The sequence below is a fragment of the Kitasatospora sp. NPDC043950 genome (assembly GCF_056435345.1).
In genome coordinates, this window is sequence record NZ_JBWKER010000029.1 from 21,575 (window position 1) to 35,976 (window position 14,402).

Sequence of the window (14,402 nt, forward strand, 5' to 3'; positions counted from 1 at the left end):
ACATCTGGAGCAGAGGCGCGGGTTCTCTCGCTTGCTGGTCTGACGTCTTCCCGCCCACCCCCACCGGGCCCTGGCGCCCCCCCGCCGGGGTGTCCCCCCCGGCCCCCCCCCCACCACCACGGATGTGGCGGGGAACACGGGTGCGGCGGGAAGCCGGCGGGAAATCAGCGGCCGGAAAGCGCGGCGGAAAAACAGTGAAGCCGGTTCATCCGAGGATGAACCGGCTTCACTGGAGGACCGGCATGCCGGTCTGCGCGTCAGCGCGAGACCTTACCGGCCTTGATGCACGAGGTGCAGACGTTGAGCCGCTTCGGCGTCCGCCCAATCACAGCGCGCACCGTCTGAATGTTGGGGTTCCAACGACGGGGGGTACGGCGGTGCGAGTGGGAGATGCTGTTGCCGAAGCCCGGCCCCTTGCCGCAGACGTCGCAGTTGGCAGCCACAGGAGTCACTCCAAGACTTCAGATCATTTACGTTCGACAACCCCGCTGGACCAGCGGAGCACTCGCGTGAACCTGACCGGACCGAGGGGTGAGCCTGGATTGTTCCAGGCAACCGGAAGAGCATACAACGCCTGTTCCGGTTCAACGAAACTACCATGTCCGGCAGGGTGATCGCTCCGGTCGCCGGTCCGGGCGACCCTCCCCGGCCCCCGATAACCTGCCGGTATCACCCCTCGCCGCGGCCTTGGCCGTGCTGCTGCCCCGCAGGCCGTCGCGGCGTCCCACCCGGAGGAGACCTGGTGCTGCACACGCTCGACGCCCCGGCCGTGCGCACCTGGTGCCAGCTCGCCCTGCGTGCGCTCGGCCAGGCCCGCGAGGAGATCGACGCGCTCAACGTCTATCCCGTCCCGGACGGTGACACCGGCACCAACCTCTACCTGACCGTCGAGTCCGCCGCCGCCGAGGTGGAGAGCCGCTTCGCCGACCCCGCCGCCGACCCGGCCCCCGGCCTGGCCGACACCGCACGGGCGATGGCCCGCGGCGCGCTGGTCGGCGCCCGCGGCAATTCCGGGGTGATCCTCGCCCAGTGGCTGCGCGGCACCGCCGAGACGCTCGCCGAGGGCGGCGGCGCCGACCAGCTGCGGGCCGCCCTGCAACGGGCCGCCGACTCCGCCTACCAGGCCGTCGCGGAGCCCGTCGAGGGCACCCTGCTGACCGTCGCCCGGGTCGCCGCCCGGGAGGCCGTCCGGGCCGGGGACGGGCTCGCGCAGGTCGCCGACACCGCCTACCGGGCCGCCCGGGACGCGCTGCGGCACACCCCCGAACAGCTCGCCGTGCTGGCCGAGAACGGGGTCGTGGACGCCGGCGGACGCGGCCTGGTCGCCGTGCTCGGCGCGCTCGCCGACGCCGTCGCCGGGCAGCAGCCGATGGGCCCGGTCGCGCTGCGCGGGGACGTCCGGGAGGTCGACAGCTGCGCGGTGCACCTGAGGCCGCCGGGCCCCGGCCACCCCGCGTTCGAGGTGATCTACCTGCTCGACGCGCCCGACGAGGCCCTGCCCGCGCTGCGCGAGCGGCTCGGCGCGCTCGGCGACTCCCTGGTGGTCGGCGGCGGCGACGGCCTGTGGAACGTGCACGTCCACGTGGACGACGCGGGCGCCGCCGTCGAGGCCGGGGTCGAGGCCGGGCGGCCGCACCAGATCCGGATCACGCACTTCGCCGAGGCCGCCGCCCGGGCCGGCAGCGCCGCCGAGCGCGGCGAACGCCGGGACCGGGCCCGCGCGGTGCTCTGCGTGGTGTCCGGCGGGGGACTGGCCGAGTTGTGCGAGCAGGCCGGCGCCGTCGCCCTGCACGCCGACCCGGACCGCCCGCCGGCCAGTGCCGAACTCGCCGCCGCCGTGCGCCGCTCGGCCGCCCGCGAGGTCGTCCTGCTGCTCAACGACCCCGAACTGCGCGCCGCCGCCGGGGCCGCCGCCGACCAGCTGCGCGAGGAGGGCGTGCGGATCGCCGTGCTGCCGACCCGCTCGCCGGTGCAGGGCCTGGCGGCGCTCGCGGTGCACGAGGGCGGGCGCCGCTTCGACGAGGACGTGGTCGCCATGACCTCCGCGGCAGGTGCCACCCGGTACGCCGAACTCGCCGTGGCCGAGGGGGAGTCCTGGACGATGGCCGGGGTCTGCCAGGCCGGGGACGTGCTCGGCCTGATCGACGGCGACGTCGCGGTGATCGGCACCGGGCTGGCCGAGGTCGGGGCGAGCGTGCTGGACCGGATGCTCGGCGCGGGCGGCGAACTCGTCACCCTGGTCCTCGGCGAGGGCGCCGACGAGGCGCTCGCCGACCGCCTGGTGGCACACGCCCGGCACCGGCGGCCCGAGGTCGACGCGGTGGTCTTCCACGGCGGCCAGGAGTCCGCGCCGCTGCTCATCGGGGTGGAGTAGGGCACGCCGCGGAGCCCGGAATGTCGGCCCCGTGGTGTAAACAGGGGCCTGATGGGCGCTCTCGATGAACCACTGACCAAACTCGTCGGCGACCGCACCGCGAAGGTGCTCGCCGACAGCCTCAAGCTGCGCACGGTCGGGGACCTGCTGCACCACTATCCGCGCCGCTACGTCGAGCGCGGCCAGCTCACCAGCCTGGACGAGCTGGAGATCGACGAGCACGTCACCGTGCTGGCCCGGATCGAGAAGGTCACCCTGATCCCGTTCCGCGGCCGCAAGGGCGACCGGCTGGAGGTCGTCGTCACCGACGGCCGCAGCCGGCTCTCGCTGGTCTTCTTCAACCAGGGCTGGCGGCAGAAGGAGCTCAAGTCCGGCGCCCAGGGCCTGTTCGCGGGCAAGGTCGGGGTCTTCAACCGCAGCCGCCAGCTGGTCTCGCCGGACTACCAGCTGCTCGACGAGGAGGCCGGGTCGGACGCCGCCCGGCAGTTCGCCGGCCGGCTGATCCCGGTCTACGGCGCCAGCGCGCAGATGCCCAGCTGGAAGCTGTCGATCTGCGTCGAGACGGCCCTCACCAAGCACCTGGGCGACGTCGGCGAGCCACTGCCCGCCGAACTGCGCGAGCGGCACGGGCTGATCCCGCTGCCCGAGGCGCTGGAGCTGATCCACCGCCCGCGCGGCCAGGCCGACCGCGAGCTCGCCCAGAGCCGGTTGCGCTGGGACGAGGCCTTCGTCCTCCAGGTCGCCCTGGCCCAGCGCCGGGCCGCCGAGTCCGCGCTGCCCGCCGTCCCGCGCAGGGCCCGCGCGGGCGGCCTGCTGGACGCCTTCGATGCCCGGCTGCCGTTCACCCTCACCGAGGGCCAGCAGAAGGTGTCCGCCGAGATCGCCGCCGATCTCGCGAGCGAGCACCCGATGCACCGGCTGCTCCAGGGCGAGGTCGGCTCCGGCAAGACCCTGGTCGCGCTGCGCGCCATGCTCGCCGTGGTCGACGCGGGTGGCCAGGCCGTGCTGCTCGCGCCCACCGAGGTGCTGGCCCAGCAGCACCACCGCTCGATCGTCGAGATGATGGGAGACCTGGCGGAGGGCGGCATGCTCGGCGGCTCCGACCTCGGCACCCGGGTGGTGCTGCTGACCGGCTCCATGGGCGTCCCGGCCCGCCGCCAGGCGCTGCTCGACATGGCCTGCGGAGATGCGGGCATCGCCATCGGCACCCACGCGCTGATCGAGGACAAGGTCCAGTTCCAGGACCTCGGCCTGGTCGTGGTCGACGAGCAGCACCGCTTCGGCGTCGAACAGCGGGACGCCCTGCGCGCCAAGGGCGAACAGCCGCCGCACCTGCTGGTGATGACCGCCACCCCGATCCCGCGCACCGTCGCGATGACCGTCTTCGGGGACTTGGAGACCTCCGTCCTCGACCAGCTGCCGGCCGGCCGCTCGCCGATCTCCACCCACGTCGTCCCCGCGCTGGAGAAGCCCAACTTCCTCACCCGGGCATGGGAGCGCGTGCGCGAGGAGGTCGCCAAGGGCCACCAGGCGTACGTGGTCTGCCCCCGGATCGGGGACGAGGAGCCCGCCGCCGAGCCGAAGAAGAAGCGGAAGGCGGCCGAGGAGGACCTGGAGGACGTCGCCGACGCCGGTGCCGGGAGCGACGAACGGCGGCCCCCGCTCTCGGTGGTGGAGACCGCCGGGAAGCTGGTCGGGGGGCCGTTGCAGGGCCTGCGGGTGGAGATCCTGCACGGCCGGCTGGCCCCGGAGGCCAAGGACGAGGTGATGCGCCGCTTCACGGCCGGCGAGGTGGACGTGCTGGTCGCCACCACCGTCATCGAGGTCGGCGTCAACGTCCCCAACTCCACCGCGATGGTCATCATGGACGCCGACCGCTTCGGTGTCTCCCAGCTCCACCAGCTGCGCGGCCGGGTCGGCCGCGGCAGCGCCGCGGGCCTGTGCCTGCTGGTCAGCGACATGCCCGCGGGCAGCGCCGCCCGGGCCCGGCTGGACGCGGTGGCCGGCACCCTGGACGGCTTCGAGCTGTCCCGGATCGACCTCGAACAGCGCCGCGAGGGCGACGTGCTGGGCCAGGCGCAGTCCGGGGTGAAGTCCTCGCTCAAGGTGCTCTCGGTGCTGGAGGACGAGGAGGTCATCCTCACCGCCCGGACGGAGGCCACCCGGCTGGTCGCCGAGGACCGCGAGCTGACCGCCCACCCGGAGCTGCGCACCGCGCTGGAGAGCCTGCTCGACGAGGACCGCGCGGCCTACATGGAGAAGGGCTGAGCGGCCGCCGCCGGCCCCGGAATTGTCAGACCCCCGCGAGAGAATGAAGGTGTTCAGGGCGCACCCCCAAGGTGCGTACCTGGCACGACATTTGGGGGTCCTGCCATGGCATTCCGTCATCTCAACGAGCTCCCGCTGGGCGACAAGGTCTTCCGGATCGAACTCGCCAGCGACGACGACCGCGAGGTCACCCTCACCCTGACCGGCTGGCGCGAGGGGGCGGCCGCCCAGCCGCTCGCCTCGGGCAAGCTCCGCCTGCCGGTCGAGGACGTCGCCTCGCTGCGGATCGCGCTCAACCGCGCGCTGCGGGCGCTGGCGATCGTCGCCGACGTCTCCGAGCCCATCCCCGACCGTGACGTGCTGCGCGAGCTGTACCCCGGCCACGGCGCCCCCTGGGTCCCGCAGCACGAGGAGGAGCTGGTCCGGCGCTTCCACGACGGCGAGACCGTCGCCCGGATCGCCGCCCGCTTCGGCCGCACCCCCGACTCCGTCCGCACCAAGCTGCGCGAGCTCGGGCACGACCCGCGCCGCCCCGAGTTCTGCCCGCCCGACGGCTGCCTGTCCTGGTCCCGCTACGCCTCGCCGGCGCTGCTCGGCGCGGCCGTCCCGACCCCGCCGGCGGGCTCCGAGGCGAGCTGAGACGCGCCCCGGGGCCGGCTGAGGCGGGCTCCGGGGCGGGCTGAGCCGTGACCCGGGGGCCCCACCGATCCGTCGGTGGGGCCTCGACCCGTATAGCGTGGTCGGGCAGCGACGAAAGGACCTTCCCCCACCATGACCCGCGTGATCGCCGGGCTGGCCGGCGGCCGCCGGCTGGCCGTACCGCCAGGCCGGGGCACCCGCCCGACCTCCGACAAGGCCCGTGAGGCGATGTTCTCCACCCTGGAGGCGCTGCGCGGCACCCTGCACGGGATCCGGATGCTCGACCTGTTCGGTGGATCGGGCGCGGTCGGCCTGGAAGCGCTGTCGCGCGGCGCCGAGCACGTCCTGCTGGTCGAGGCGGACGGCCAGGCGGCCCGGGTGATCCGGGAGAACGTCCGCACGATCGGCCTGCCGGGCGTGGAGGTGAAGGCCGCCAGGGCCGAGCAGGTGATCGCGGGCCCGCCCCCGCAGACCCCGTACGACCTGGTCTTCCTCGACCCGCCGTACGCCGTGACGGACGACGAGCTGCGCGAGATGCTGATCACACTCCTGGCCGGGGGCTGGCTCGCGGAGGACGCACTCGTCACCGTGGAGCGCAGCACCCGTGGCGGCGACTTCGGCTGGCCCGAGGGCTTCGAGGTGCTGCGCTCGCGCCGCTACGGCGAGGGCACGCTCTGGTACGGTCGCGCCGCCGCCGAGACCAGTCAGCACGAGTAGCGGGCCGAGGCCCGCAGCAGCCGTCACCCCACGAGGGAGCACCCACGCCATGCGCCGCGCCGTCTGTCCCGGTTCGTTCGACCCGATCACCAACGGTCATCTCGACATCATCGGGCGGGCCTCGAAGCTGTACGACGTCGTGCATGTCACGGTCCTGATCAACCGCAACAAGCAGGGCATGTTCAGCGTCGAGGAGCGGATGGGCCTGATCGAGGAGGTCACCGCGGACTTCGGGAACGTGGTGGTCGAGTCGTACCACGGCCTGCTGGTGGACTTCTGCCGGGAGCGCGGGATCCCCGCGATCATCAAGGGCCTGCGCGCGGTCAGCGACTTCGACTACGAGTTGCAGATGGCCCAGATGAACCACGGCCTGTCCGGGGTGGAGACGCTGTTCGTGCCGACCTCCCCGACGTACAGCTTCCTCTCCTCGACGCTGGTCAAGGAGGTCGCCTCGTACGGCGGGGACGTCTCCCACCTGCTGCCGGAGACGGTGCACCGGCGGCTGGTCGAGCGGATCGCGGAGCGCAGGGCCCAGCAGTAGGCGGGAGCGTCGGCATCGCGGGGCGGGCGTCCGTTTCTGCTGGTTCGTCATGACTTGTCCGATGCCCGGTCGACCGGTTCGGCTCGGGCGTTGTGACCACGCCGCGCGGTGGCCGTACAGTCTGTATTCCTGCCCCTGCGGTGAGGTTCACCGCGTCGGGCCTGCCTCCGCCGGACCGTCGGCGGCACACGGAAAGACGAAGCCCCGTGGACGTGCAGAACAAGGTCGACGAGATCGTCGCGGCGGTCGAGAACGCCCGCTCGATGCCGATGTCGGCCTCCTGCGTGGTGAACCGGGCCGAACTGATCGGCCTGCTCAACGCCCTCAAGGCGGAGCTGCCCGCCGAACTCGCCCAGGCCCAGTCGATGATGGCCGACCACGAGCAGGTGGTGGCCGGGGCCCAGGCCGAGGCCGACCGGATCATCCAGGGTGCGCACGCCGAGCGCGGCTCGCTGATCTCGGACACCGAGGTGGTCCGCCGGGCCCAGGCCGAGGCCGACCGGATCCTCGCCGAGGCCCGTGGCGAGACCGAGGCCAAGCGTGCCGAGGCCGACGACTACGTGGACAGCAAGCTCGCCAACTTCGAGGTCGTGCTGACCAAGACGCTCGGCGCCGTCGGCCGCGGCCGGACCAAGCTGCGCGGTGACTCCAGCGTCTTCGAGACCGAGTTCGACGGCGAGACGGACGGCGAGGAGTTCCAGCCGCAGCGGATCACCCCCAGCCCCGAGGTCGACGAGTACGTCGATGTGAAGCTCGCCACGCTGGAGAACGTCCTCAGCGCCACCCTGGAGGCCGTCGGCAAGGGCCGCGACAAGCTGCTCGGCAAGCGGCCGATCGACGAGCTGGGCGCCTACCTGGCCGCCGCCGACGAGGCGCAGCAGGCCAAGGAGCGCGCCGAGGCGGTGGCCGCCGGCTTCGCCACCGACGCCGAAGCCAACGGCGACGACATCGCCTGGTACCGCGAGGACGTCCCGCAGCAGCAGACCTGGCCGGAGCAGACTCCGGCCGCGGCGGGCTGGCAGGCCCCCGGCGTCGACCAGTACGCGGCCGCCCAGCAGCAGGGCGGGCAGCAGCAGGGGCAGTACGCCGAGGTGTACGCCGGCGGCTACGACCCGGCCGGCCAGGGCGACCCGTACGGTGCCCAGTGGGGGCACCAGCAGCAGGGCGCCGCGGACGGCTACCCACAGCAGCAGCACCCGGACTACGCGGCCCAGCAGCAGCACGGGGACTACGGCTATCCGCAACAGCAGCAGCCGGGTTACGGCGCGCAGCAGTACGACGCCTACACCTACCCGCAGCAGCCCGCCGCCCCGCCGGCGGTGCCGCAACAGCAGCAGCAGCCGGGTCTGGACGAGACCAGCTTCTTCGACACCAGCATGATCGACATGACCCGGCTCCGGGAGCTGGGCGGTCGCTGAGCCGGCCCCGCGCGGGCCCGGCGGAAGCTCCTGACGGGAGCGAAGTTGGGCCTGGCGGGAGACTCCGGTAGGCTGACCACTCCGGCCTTTTCGTGTCGGACTGTCGGCTTGCCCGCGCACCGTTGGTGCGGTGGCACCGCGATCGAAGATTCCCCATGGAAGTCAGGACACCTTGAACCGCCTCGACCACCGCGACCCCCTCGTGTTCGACACGCACGAGCTGGGACGTCGCCCGGGCTCGCTGCGCAAGGTGTCCCGCACTCTGGAGGCCCCCGCGGGCCTGGGGATCATCGACGTGATCGGCGTCCCCGAGAAGAGCGAGCTCCGGCTGGAGCTCCGCCTGGAGTCCGTGGTCGAGGGCGTGCTGGTCACCGGCACCGCCGAGGCCCAGGTCGAGGGCGAGTGCGCCCGGTGCCTGGAGCCCGTCGAGGACGACCTCGACGTCGACTTCCAGGAGCTGTACTACTACCCGGAGTCCGACGAGCGTCACCGCGCCCGGACCGCCGGGGCCGAGGACCTCGACGAGGACTCGGAAGAAGATACTTACCGCCTGGAGGGCGACTTCTTCGACCTCCAGCCGGTGCTGCGTGACGCGGTGGTGCTCGCACTGCCGCTGCAGCCGGTGTGCCAGGAAGACTGCCTGGGTCTGTGCTCCGAGTGCGGAGCGCGCCTGAGCGACGACCCGACGCACCACCACGACGCCGCCGACCCCCGGTGGGCGGCTCTGCAGGGACTCTCCGCCGCCCCCGGCGACGAGGGTGACGGGATCAAGAACAGCGACACCCGTGAGGGTCTCGCCGAGAACCAGGAGAAGTAGCCGTGGCTGTTCCGAAGCGGAAGATGTCGCGCAGCAACACGCGCCACCGTCGGTCCAACTGGAAGGCCGTTGTTCCGGCCCTCGTGGCGTGCGACCGCTGCCACGAGCCGAAGCTGGGTCACATCGCGTGCCCGAGCTGCGGCACGTACAACCGTCGCCAGGTCCTCTCGGTCTGATCGGCGGGGTGCACGGATCGATGTCGGACGGTAACTCCACCCGCAAGGCGTCCTCCGCCCCGAAGGGTTCCTCTTCGGGCGGTGGCAAGGCCGGTGGGCCGGCTTCGACCGAATACGACGTCCTGGAAGGGCGCCTCGGGTACACGCTCGAGCGCGCCCTTCTGGTGCGTGCCCTGACCCACCGCTCGTACGCGTACGAGAACGGGGGTCTGCCCACCAACGAGCGCCTGGAGTTCCTCGGCGACTCGGTGCTGGGCCTCGTGGTGACCGACACCCTCTACCGCGTCCACCCGGACGTGCCGGAGGGCACGCTCGCCAAGCTGCGCGCCGCGGTGGTGAACTCCCGCGCGCTCGCGGACGTGGGCCGGGGCCTGGAACTCGGCACGTTCATCCGGCTCGGCAAGGGCGAGGAGGGCACCGGCGGCCGCGACAAGTCGTCGATCCTCGCCGACACGGTCGAGGCCGTGATCGGGGCCGTCTACCTGGACCAGGGTCTGGACGCGGCCACCGAGTTCGTCCACCGGCTGTTCGACCCGCTGATCGAGGAGTCCTCCCAGCTGGGCGCCGGCCTGGACTGGAAGACCAGCCTCCAGGAGCTCACCGCCTCGGTGGGCATCGGGGTGCCCGAGTACGTGGTCATGGAATCCGGTCCGGACCACGAGAAGACCTTCACCGCGGCGGCCCGGGTGGCCGGCGAGGACTTCGGCAGCGGCGTCGGCCGCTCGAAGAAGGAGGCCGAGCAGAAGGCCGCCGAGAGCGCCTGGCGGGCGATCAAGGAGAAGTACGCCGACCGGCTGCCCGCCGGGGCGTGAGGGAGCAGTAGCCTTCCTCCTGCTGATCCCTTCCGCAGGAGGCCTGTTCCCGTGCCCGAACTTCCCGAGGTCGAGGTCGTCCGCCGCGGTCTGGCGAACTGGGTCGCCGGGCGGACCGTCGCCGACGTCCAGGTGCTGCACCCGCGCGCGGTGCGCCGCCAGCCCGCCGGCGCCGCCGACTTCGCCGCCCGGCTGACCGGCACCACCCTCGGCACCGCGCAGCGGCGCGGCAAGTACCTGTGGGTGCCGCTGGCGGGGTCCGGCACGGGCTTCTCGCTGATCGGCCACCTCGGCATGAGCGGCCAACTCCTCGTCCAGGACCCGTCCGTACCCGACGAGACGCACCTGCGGGTGCGGCTGCGGTTCACCGACGGCGGGCGCGAACTGCGCTTCGTCGACCAGCGGACCTTCGGCGGCCTCGCGGTCGAGGAGGCCGAGGACGGCGACCCGGAGGGCACGCCGCTCTCCATCGCGCACATCGCCCGCGACCCGCTCGACCCGCGCTTCGACGACACCGCCTTCGCGGCCGCGCTGCGGGCCAAGCGCACCACCGTGAAGCGGGCGCTGCTCGACCAGACGCTGATCAGCGGGGTCGGCAACATCTACGCCGACGAGGCGCTCTGGCGCTCCCGGCTGCACTACGACCGCCCGACCGCGACGCTCACCCGCCCGCAGGCCGCCGAACTGCTGGCGAACGCCCGCGAGGTGATGACGGCGGCGCTCGCCGTCGGCGGCACCAGCTTCGACAGCCTGTACGTCAACGTGAACGGCGAGAGCGGCTACTTCTCCCGCGACCTCGACGCGTACGGCCGCGAGCACGAGCCCTGCCGCCGCTGCGGCACCCCGATCCGGCGGGCCGCCTGGATGAACCGCTCCAGCTACTTCTGCCCCCGCTGCCAGCGGGTGCCGCGGGCCCGCAGCGGGGGCTGACAGCGAGGGCTGGAAGCGGGGGCAGGGGAGCTCAGTGCTTGGCGAGTTCCGGCTGGTCGGCGGCCGCCTCGCCGGGGGAGCCGTGGGTGTCCTGGCCGAAGTAGGCGACCCCGACCGCGGACACCACCGCGAGCAGGAAGCCGACCACGCCGAGCCAGCCCAGGCCGGACTTGGAGGAGTCGCCGAGCCAGAGCACGCCGATCGCGCCGGGCAGCACCGTCTCGCCGACCACCAGCGCCGCCGTCGCGCCGTTCACCGAGCCGATCTGCAGCGCCACGGTGTGCACGTACATGCCGCCGAGGCCGCCGACCAGGATCGCGTACAGCGCCGGGTCGGAGAGCAGCTTGGCGACGTCGAACGGGTCGATGCCGTTCAGGATGCGCACGCCGACGCCCAGCGCGCCGAAGCCCAGGCCGGAGAGCAGGCCGGCGACGATCGCGCCCTTGGAGCCCATCCGCCGCACCAGCAGGCCGCCGCCGACCAGCAGCACGGTGGTGACCAGCAGCAGGCCCCAGTGGAAGGACATCGACGCGTGGTGGCCGCCCTCCGGGCCGGCCGAGACGGCCAGCAGCACCAGCGCCGAGCAGAGCACGCCGATCGAGGCCCACTCCAGTTGCTTGAGCCGGATGCCGAGCAGCTTGATGCTCAGCACCGCGGTGATCACCAGGTTGGCGCTGATGATGGTCTGCGAGAGGAACAGCGGCAGCAGCCGCGCGGCCAGCGCGCCCAGCCCGAAGCCGATCAGGTCGAGCACCGTGCCGACGATGAACTCCCAGGTGACGGCAGCCTTCGCGGTGGAGGACAGGCTCGGCCCGCCGTGCTCGGTGGTGGCGCCGGCGGCGCCCTTGGCGGCCTCCTCGCGCGCGGAACGGCGGGATCCGACGGCCTGGAGGACTGAGCCGGTGCCGTAGCAGGCGGATGCCGCCACGGCGGTGACGAGGCCGATGATCACCGGGTGCTCCGATCGGGAGATGGGTCAAGAACAGGTAATGGGACCAGTGGTCCGGGACCACTATGCCCGTCCGCGCGGTACGGTCGGCGCACCGCCCGGAACACCCTGGGCCCGCCGGGACGTACGTCCGGGCGCCGGCCGCGGTTCCCGCGCACCACCCGCGTCAGGGGCGAGTGGGGGAAACATCATCCCCGAGGAGGGGTGCGGCCCCGGCGGTCGGCGGGGAATCTTGTCACTACCAGTATGCGAAGGGTATGCCGTGCCTTGACGCCCGTCGGGGTAGCGTCGAGGGCATGAGAACCCTTGCACGACGTTCCCGGGGCGCCGGGCCGCTTGCCCTGGTGGCGGCGCTGCTGGGGCTGCTGCTCCTGCTCGCACCGACGGCCTCGGCCGCGGGCGGGCTGGACGACGCGGCCTCCACCCTGAAGCAGGGTCGGGTCTACGTCGACCCGGCGATGACCAGCCGATTCAGCCAGAGCCAGGCCGACGCCCTGACCGAGAAGATCAAGAAGGCCGACAAGCCGATCTTCGTCGCGGTCGTCCCGGCCAGCGCCCCCTACGGCGAGCGGACCGTCTTCAACGACCTGCGCACCAAGGTCGGCATCGACGGGGCCTACGCGATCTGGCGCGGTGACCAGTTCGCGGCCAGGGCCGACCGCGGCGCGATGGCGCAGGGCAGCGCCGAGCGGATCGCCGGCGCCGCCTTCCGCTCCCACAACGGCGACATCGACGCCACCCTGAACGAGTTCGTCGACAGCGCCGCCCCGCAGGCCAAGGGCACCGGGGTGAACCACAGCACCTCGATCGCCTGGGTGGTCATCCCGGTCGTGCTGCTCGCGCTGGCCGGCGCCGGCGTCTTCCTCCTCTTCCGCCGCGCCAAGACGCGCAAGGAGGAGCAGGCCCGGGCCGAGCTGGAGCAGCTGCGCCGGGTGGTCGACGAGGACATCACCGCCTTCGGCGAGGAACTGGACCGGCTCGACTTCAACCCGGCCGCGACCGGCGCCGACGACACCCAGCGCACCGACTACACCCACGCCCTGGACTCGTACGAGAAGGCCAAGCGGCTGATGGACGAGGCCAAGCGGCCGGACGACGTCAAGCCGGTCACCGAGGCGCTGGAGGACGGCCGGTTCGCGCTGGCCACCCTGGCCGCCCGGCGGGAGAAGCGCCCGGTGCCCGAGCGCCGTCCCCCGTGCTTCTTCGACCCGCGCCACGGCCCGTCGGTCAAGGACGTCGACTGGGCCCCGGCCGACGGCGCCGCCCGCACCGTCCCGGTCTGCCGGTCCGACGCGGACCGGCTGGCCTCCGGCCTCGACCCGGCCATCCGTACCGTCGAGACCGAGCACGGCCCGCAGCCGTACTGGAACGCCGGCCCGGCCTACGCCCCCTGGGCGGGCGGTTACTTCGGCGGATTCGGCGGCGGCCTGCTGCCGGGCCTGCTGGTCGGCACCATGCTCGGCTCGATGATCAGCAGCCCGGCCTACGCCGCGGCGCCGATGATGGACCAGGGCTACCAGGACCAGCACGAGGGCGGCGACTTCACCGGCGCCGACTTCAACTCCTCCGACTTCAGCGGCGGCTTCGGCGACGGCGGCGGATTCGGTGGCGGGGACTTCGGTGGTGGCGGGGACTTCGGCGGCGGCGACTGGTGACCCGCTGAGCCCCACCGCGACACCCCTGCGGCCCCGCCGGACTTCCTCCGGCGGGGCCGCTCCGCGTGGTCGACGGCCCCGTGGACCTGTGACCGTCCGTCGCGTTGGTTAGGCTCGGGGCATGCACGGTCGCGACGCCCACAGTGAGGAACCGGTCCGGGTGACCGCCTGGGTCCGGGGGAAGGTCCAGCAGGTCGGGTTCCGCTGGTGGACCAGGGCACGGGCGCTGGAGACCGGCCTGACCGGCTACGCGAGCAACCTCGGGGACGGCCGGGTGCAGGTGGTCGCCGAGGGCCTGGCCGCCGACTGCGAACTGCTGCTGGACCTGCTGCGCGGCCCGGACACCCCGGGCGAGGTCAGCGGCGTCACCGAGATCTGGACGGCCGTGGGCCCCGGCTACGAGGGCTTCGAGATCCGCTGAGCCCGGCAACACCCGCGCGGGCCGGAACTGATCCGCAACTGCCGGTGTCATGCGGTTGCCATTCGGGCAGACTCGTGGTTGACTCCGCATCGAACGATGATCCACGAGCAGCTGGTGGACCCGGCCCGAGGCCCCCAGGCGTGACGACACCGCCAGGCAGGTGACAGGGTCGCGGTAGCGTGCGGTGATCGTGTTGACCCTTTCCGTCTTTGGTGAGACGCTGGAAACCCGCGCACACGACCGCGTTTTCCCGGCAGGCGCCTGCCCTCGTGAGCCCAGCTCACGATGGTTGTGCCGTAAGTGCCCAGCCAGCACTACCGGTGACGCGCCGCGCGTGCGTCCCCCTTCCCCCTAGACCTGTACCGTTCCGGTTCGGTCACTCAGCGTGGAGGACCATTCATCATGGCAAAGGCGCTTCTCGGGTACGTCGGCGGCCCCGACCCGCGAATGCTCTCCGAGATGCGACGGCTTCAGCAGCGCGTCCAGGACCTTGAATCCGAGCTCCTTCGGATGCAGGCCGAGAACGACGCGCTCGCCGCTGTCGCTGACGGGCACTCGCTGCTCAACAGCATCGATCTGGATCAGCGGGAGCCGGCTCTCACCTGAGTCCCGCCCGGTCCTCGCAGATCGACGCCGCTGTGCACTGAGCCGCTCCGAAAGGGACGCAGCTTGCAAGGGACGCCCG

At 72.7% G+C, this 14,402-nt stretch carries 15 protein-coding genes; 13 read left to right on the forward strand and 2 right to left on the reverse strand.

The window, feature by feature from the left end; genetic code table 11:
- Positions 1 to 257: 257 nt before the first annotated feature.
- A complete protein-coding gene (gene rpmB / locus AC07BF_RS20420) occupies positions 258 to 443 on the reverse strand; it encodes a 50S ribosomal protein L28 (RefSeq protein ID WP_014138233.1) in 186 nt (61 codons plus the stop codon).
- 299 nt (positions 444 to 742) lie between these two features.
- On the opposite strand from rpmB, the gene AC07BF_RS20425 reads away from it, so the two are divergent.
- The 10 genes from AC07BF_RS20425 to mutM all read left to right on the forward strand — a co-directional run bounded on the left by AC07BF_RS20425 (position 743) and on the right by mutM (position 10,692).
- Entirely contained in the window at positions 743 to 2,374 is a 1,632-nt protein-coding gene (locus tag AC07BF_RS20425; RefSeq protein ID WP_363624916.1) for a DAK2 domain-containing protein, read from the forward strand.
- A gap of 51 nt (positions 2,375 to 2,425) precedes the next feature.
- Positions 2,426 to 4,642, forward strand: a complete 2,217-nt coding sequence (gene recG, locus AC07BF_RS20430; RefSeq protein ID WP_478333704.1) for an ATP-dependent DNA helicase RecG — start codon at positions 2,426 to 2,428, stop codon at positions 4,640 to 4,642.
- 105 nt (positions 4,643 to 4,747) lie between these two features.
- Entirely contained in the window at positions 4,748 to 5,281 is a 534-nt protein-coding gene (locus AC07BF_RS20435; RefSeq protein WP_363585723.1) for a hypothetical protein, read from the forward strand.
- Between the two features lie 132 nt (positions 5,282 to 5,413).
- Entirely contained in the window at positions 5,414 to 5,998 is a 585-nt protein-coding gene (gene rsmD, locus AC07BF_RS20440; RefSeq protein ID WP_363585724.1) for a 16S rRNA (guanine(966)-N(2))-methyltransferase RsmD, read from the forward strand.
- A 49-nt stretch (positions 5,999 to 6,047) separates the two neighbouring features.
- Complete coding sequence (gene coaD, locus AC07BF_RS20445) at positions 6,048 to 6,539, forward strand: pantetheine-phosphate adenylyltransferase (protein WP_363585725.1); 492 nt, start codon at positions 6,048 to 6,050, stop codon at positions 6,537 to 6,539.
- Positions 6,540 to 6,745: 206 nt separating this feature from the next.
- Positions 6,746 to 7,957, forward strand: a complete 1,212-nt coding sequence (locus AC07BF_RS20450) for a cell division initiation protein (RefSeq protein WP_363585726.1) — start codon at positions 6,746 to 6,748, stop codon at positions 7,955 to 7,957.
- Between the two features lie 172 nt (positions 7,958 to 8,129).
- The gene (locus AC07BF_RS20455; RefSeq protein WP_063347695.1) at positions 8,130 to 8,774 is read left to right on the forward strand and encodes a YceD family protein; all 645 of its coding nucleotides are present in this window, start codon (positions 8,130 to 8,132) and stop codon (positions 8,772 to 8,774) included.
- 2 nt (positions 8,775 to 8,776) lie between these two features.
- Positions 8,777 to 8,950: a 50S ribosomal protein L32 gene (gene rpmF / locus AC07BF_RS20460; RefSeq protein WP_030056747.1), complete on the forward strand. Its 174-nt coding sequence runs from the start codon at positions 8,777 to 8,779 to the stop codon at positions 8,948 to 8,950.
- 20 nt (positions 8,951 to 8,970) lie between these two features.
- Positions 8,971 to 9,762 carry a ribonuclease III gene (gene rnc, locus AC07BF_RS20465; RefSeq protein ID WP_350882931.1) on the forward strand — a complete coding sequence of 264 codons (792 nt, stop codon included), beginning with the start codon at positions 8,971 to 8,973 and terminating at the stop codon, positions 9,760 to 9,762.
- A 51-nt stretch (positions 9,763 to 9,813) separates the two neighbouring features.
- On the forward strand, positions 9,814 to 10,692 hold the full coding sequence (gene mutM, locus AC07BF_RS20470) for a bifunctional DNA-formamidopyrimidine glycosylase/DNA-(apurinic or apyrimidinic site) lyase (RefSeq protein ID WP_363624908.1): 879 nt from the start codon (positions 9,814 to 9,816) through the stop codon (positions 10,690 to 10,692).
- A gap of 31 nt (positions 10,693 to 10,723) precedes the next feature.
- On the opposite strand, the gene AC07BF_RS20475 is transcribed toward mutM, so the two are convergent.
- On the reverse strand, positions 10,724 to 11,644 hold the full coding sequence (locus AC07BF_RS20475) for a DMT family protein (protein ID WP_363585728.1): 921 nt from the start codon (positions 11,642 to 11,644) through the stop codon (positions 10,724 to 10,726).
- A 293-nt stretch (positions 11,645 to 11,937) separates the two neighbouring features.
- On the opposite strand from AC07BF_RS20475, the gene AC07BF_RS20480 reads away from it, so the two are divergent.
- The 3 genes from AC07BF_RS20480 (at position 11,938) to AC07BF_RS20490 (ending at position 14,323) form a co-directional block, all read left to right on the forward strand.
- Complete coding sequence (locus tag AC07BF_RS20480; protein WP_478333705.1) at positions 11,938 to 13,296, forward strand: hypothetical protein; 1,359 nt, start codon at positions 11,938 to 11,940, stop codon at positions 13,294 to 13,296.
- A gap of 121 nt (positions 13,297 to 13,417) precedes the next feature.
- Positions 13,418 to 13,717 (forward strand): acylphosphatase, encoded by a 300-nt coding sequence (locus tag AC07BF_RS20485; protein WP_350882923.1) that lies wholly within the window; start codon positions 13,418 to 13,420, stop codon positions 13,715 to 13,717.
- Between the two features lie 402 nt (positions 13,718 to 14,119).
- The gene (locus AC07BF_RS20490) at positions 14,120 to 14,323 is read left to right on the forward strand and encodes a hypothetical protein (RefSeq protein WP_063347689.1); all 204 of its coding nucleotides are present in this window, start codon (positions 14,120 to 14,122) and stop codon (positions 14,321 to 14,323) included.
- Positions 14,324 to 14,402 lie beyond the last annotated feature (79 nt).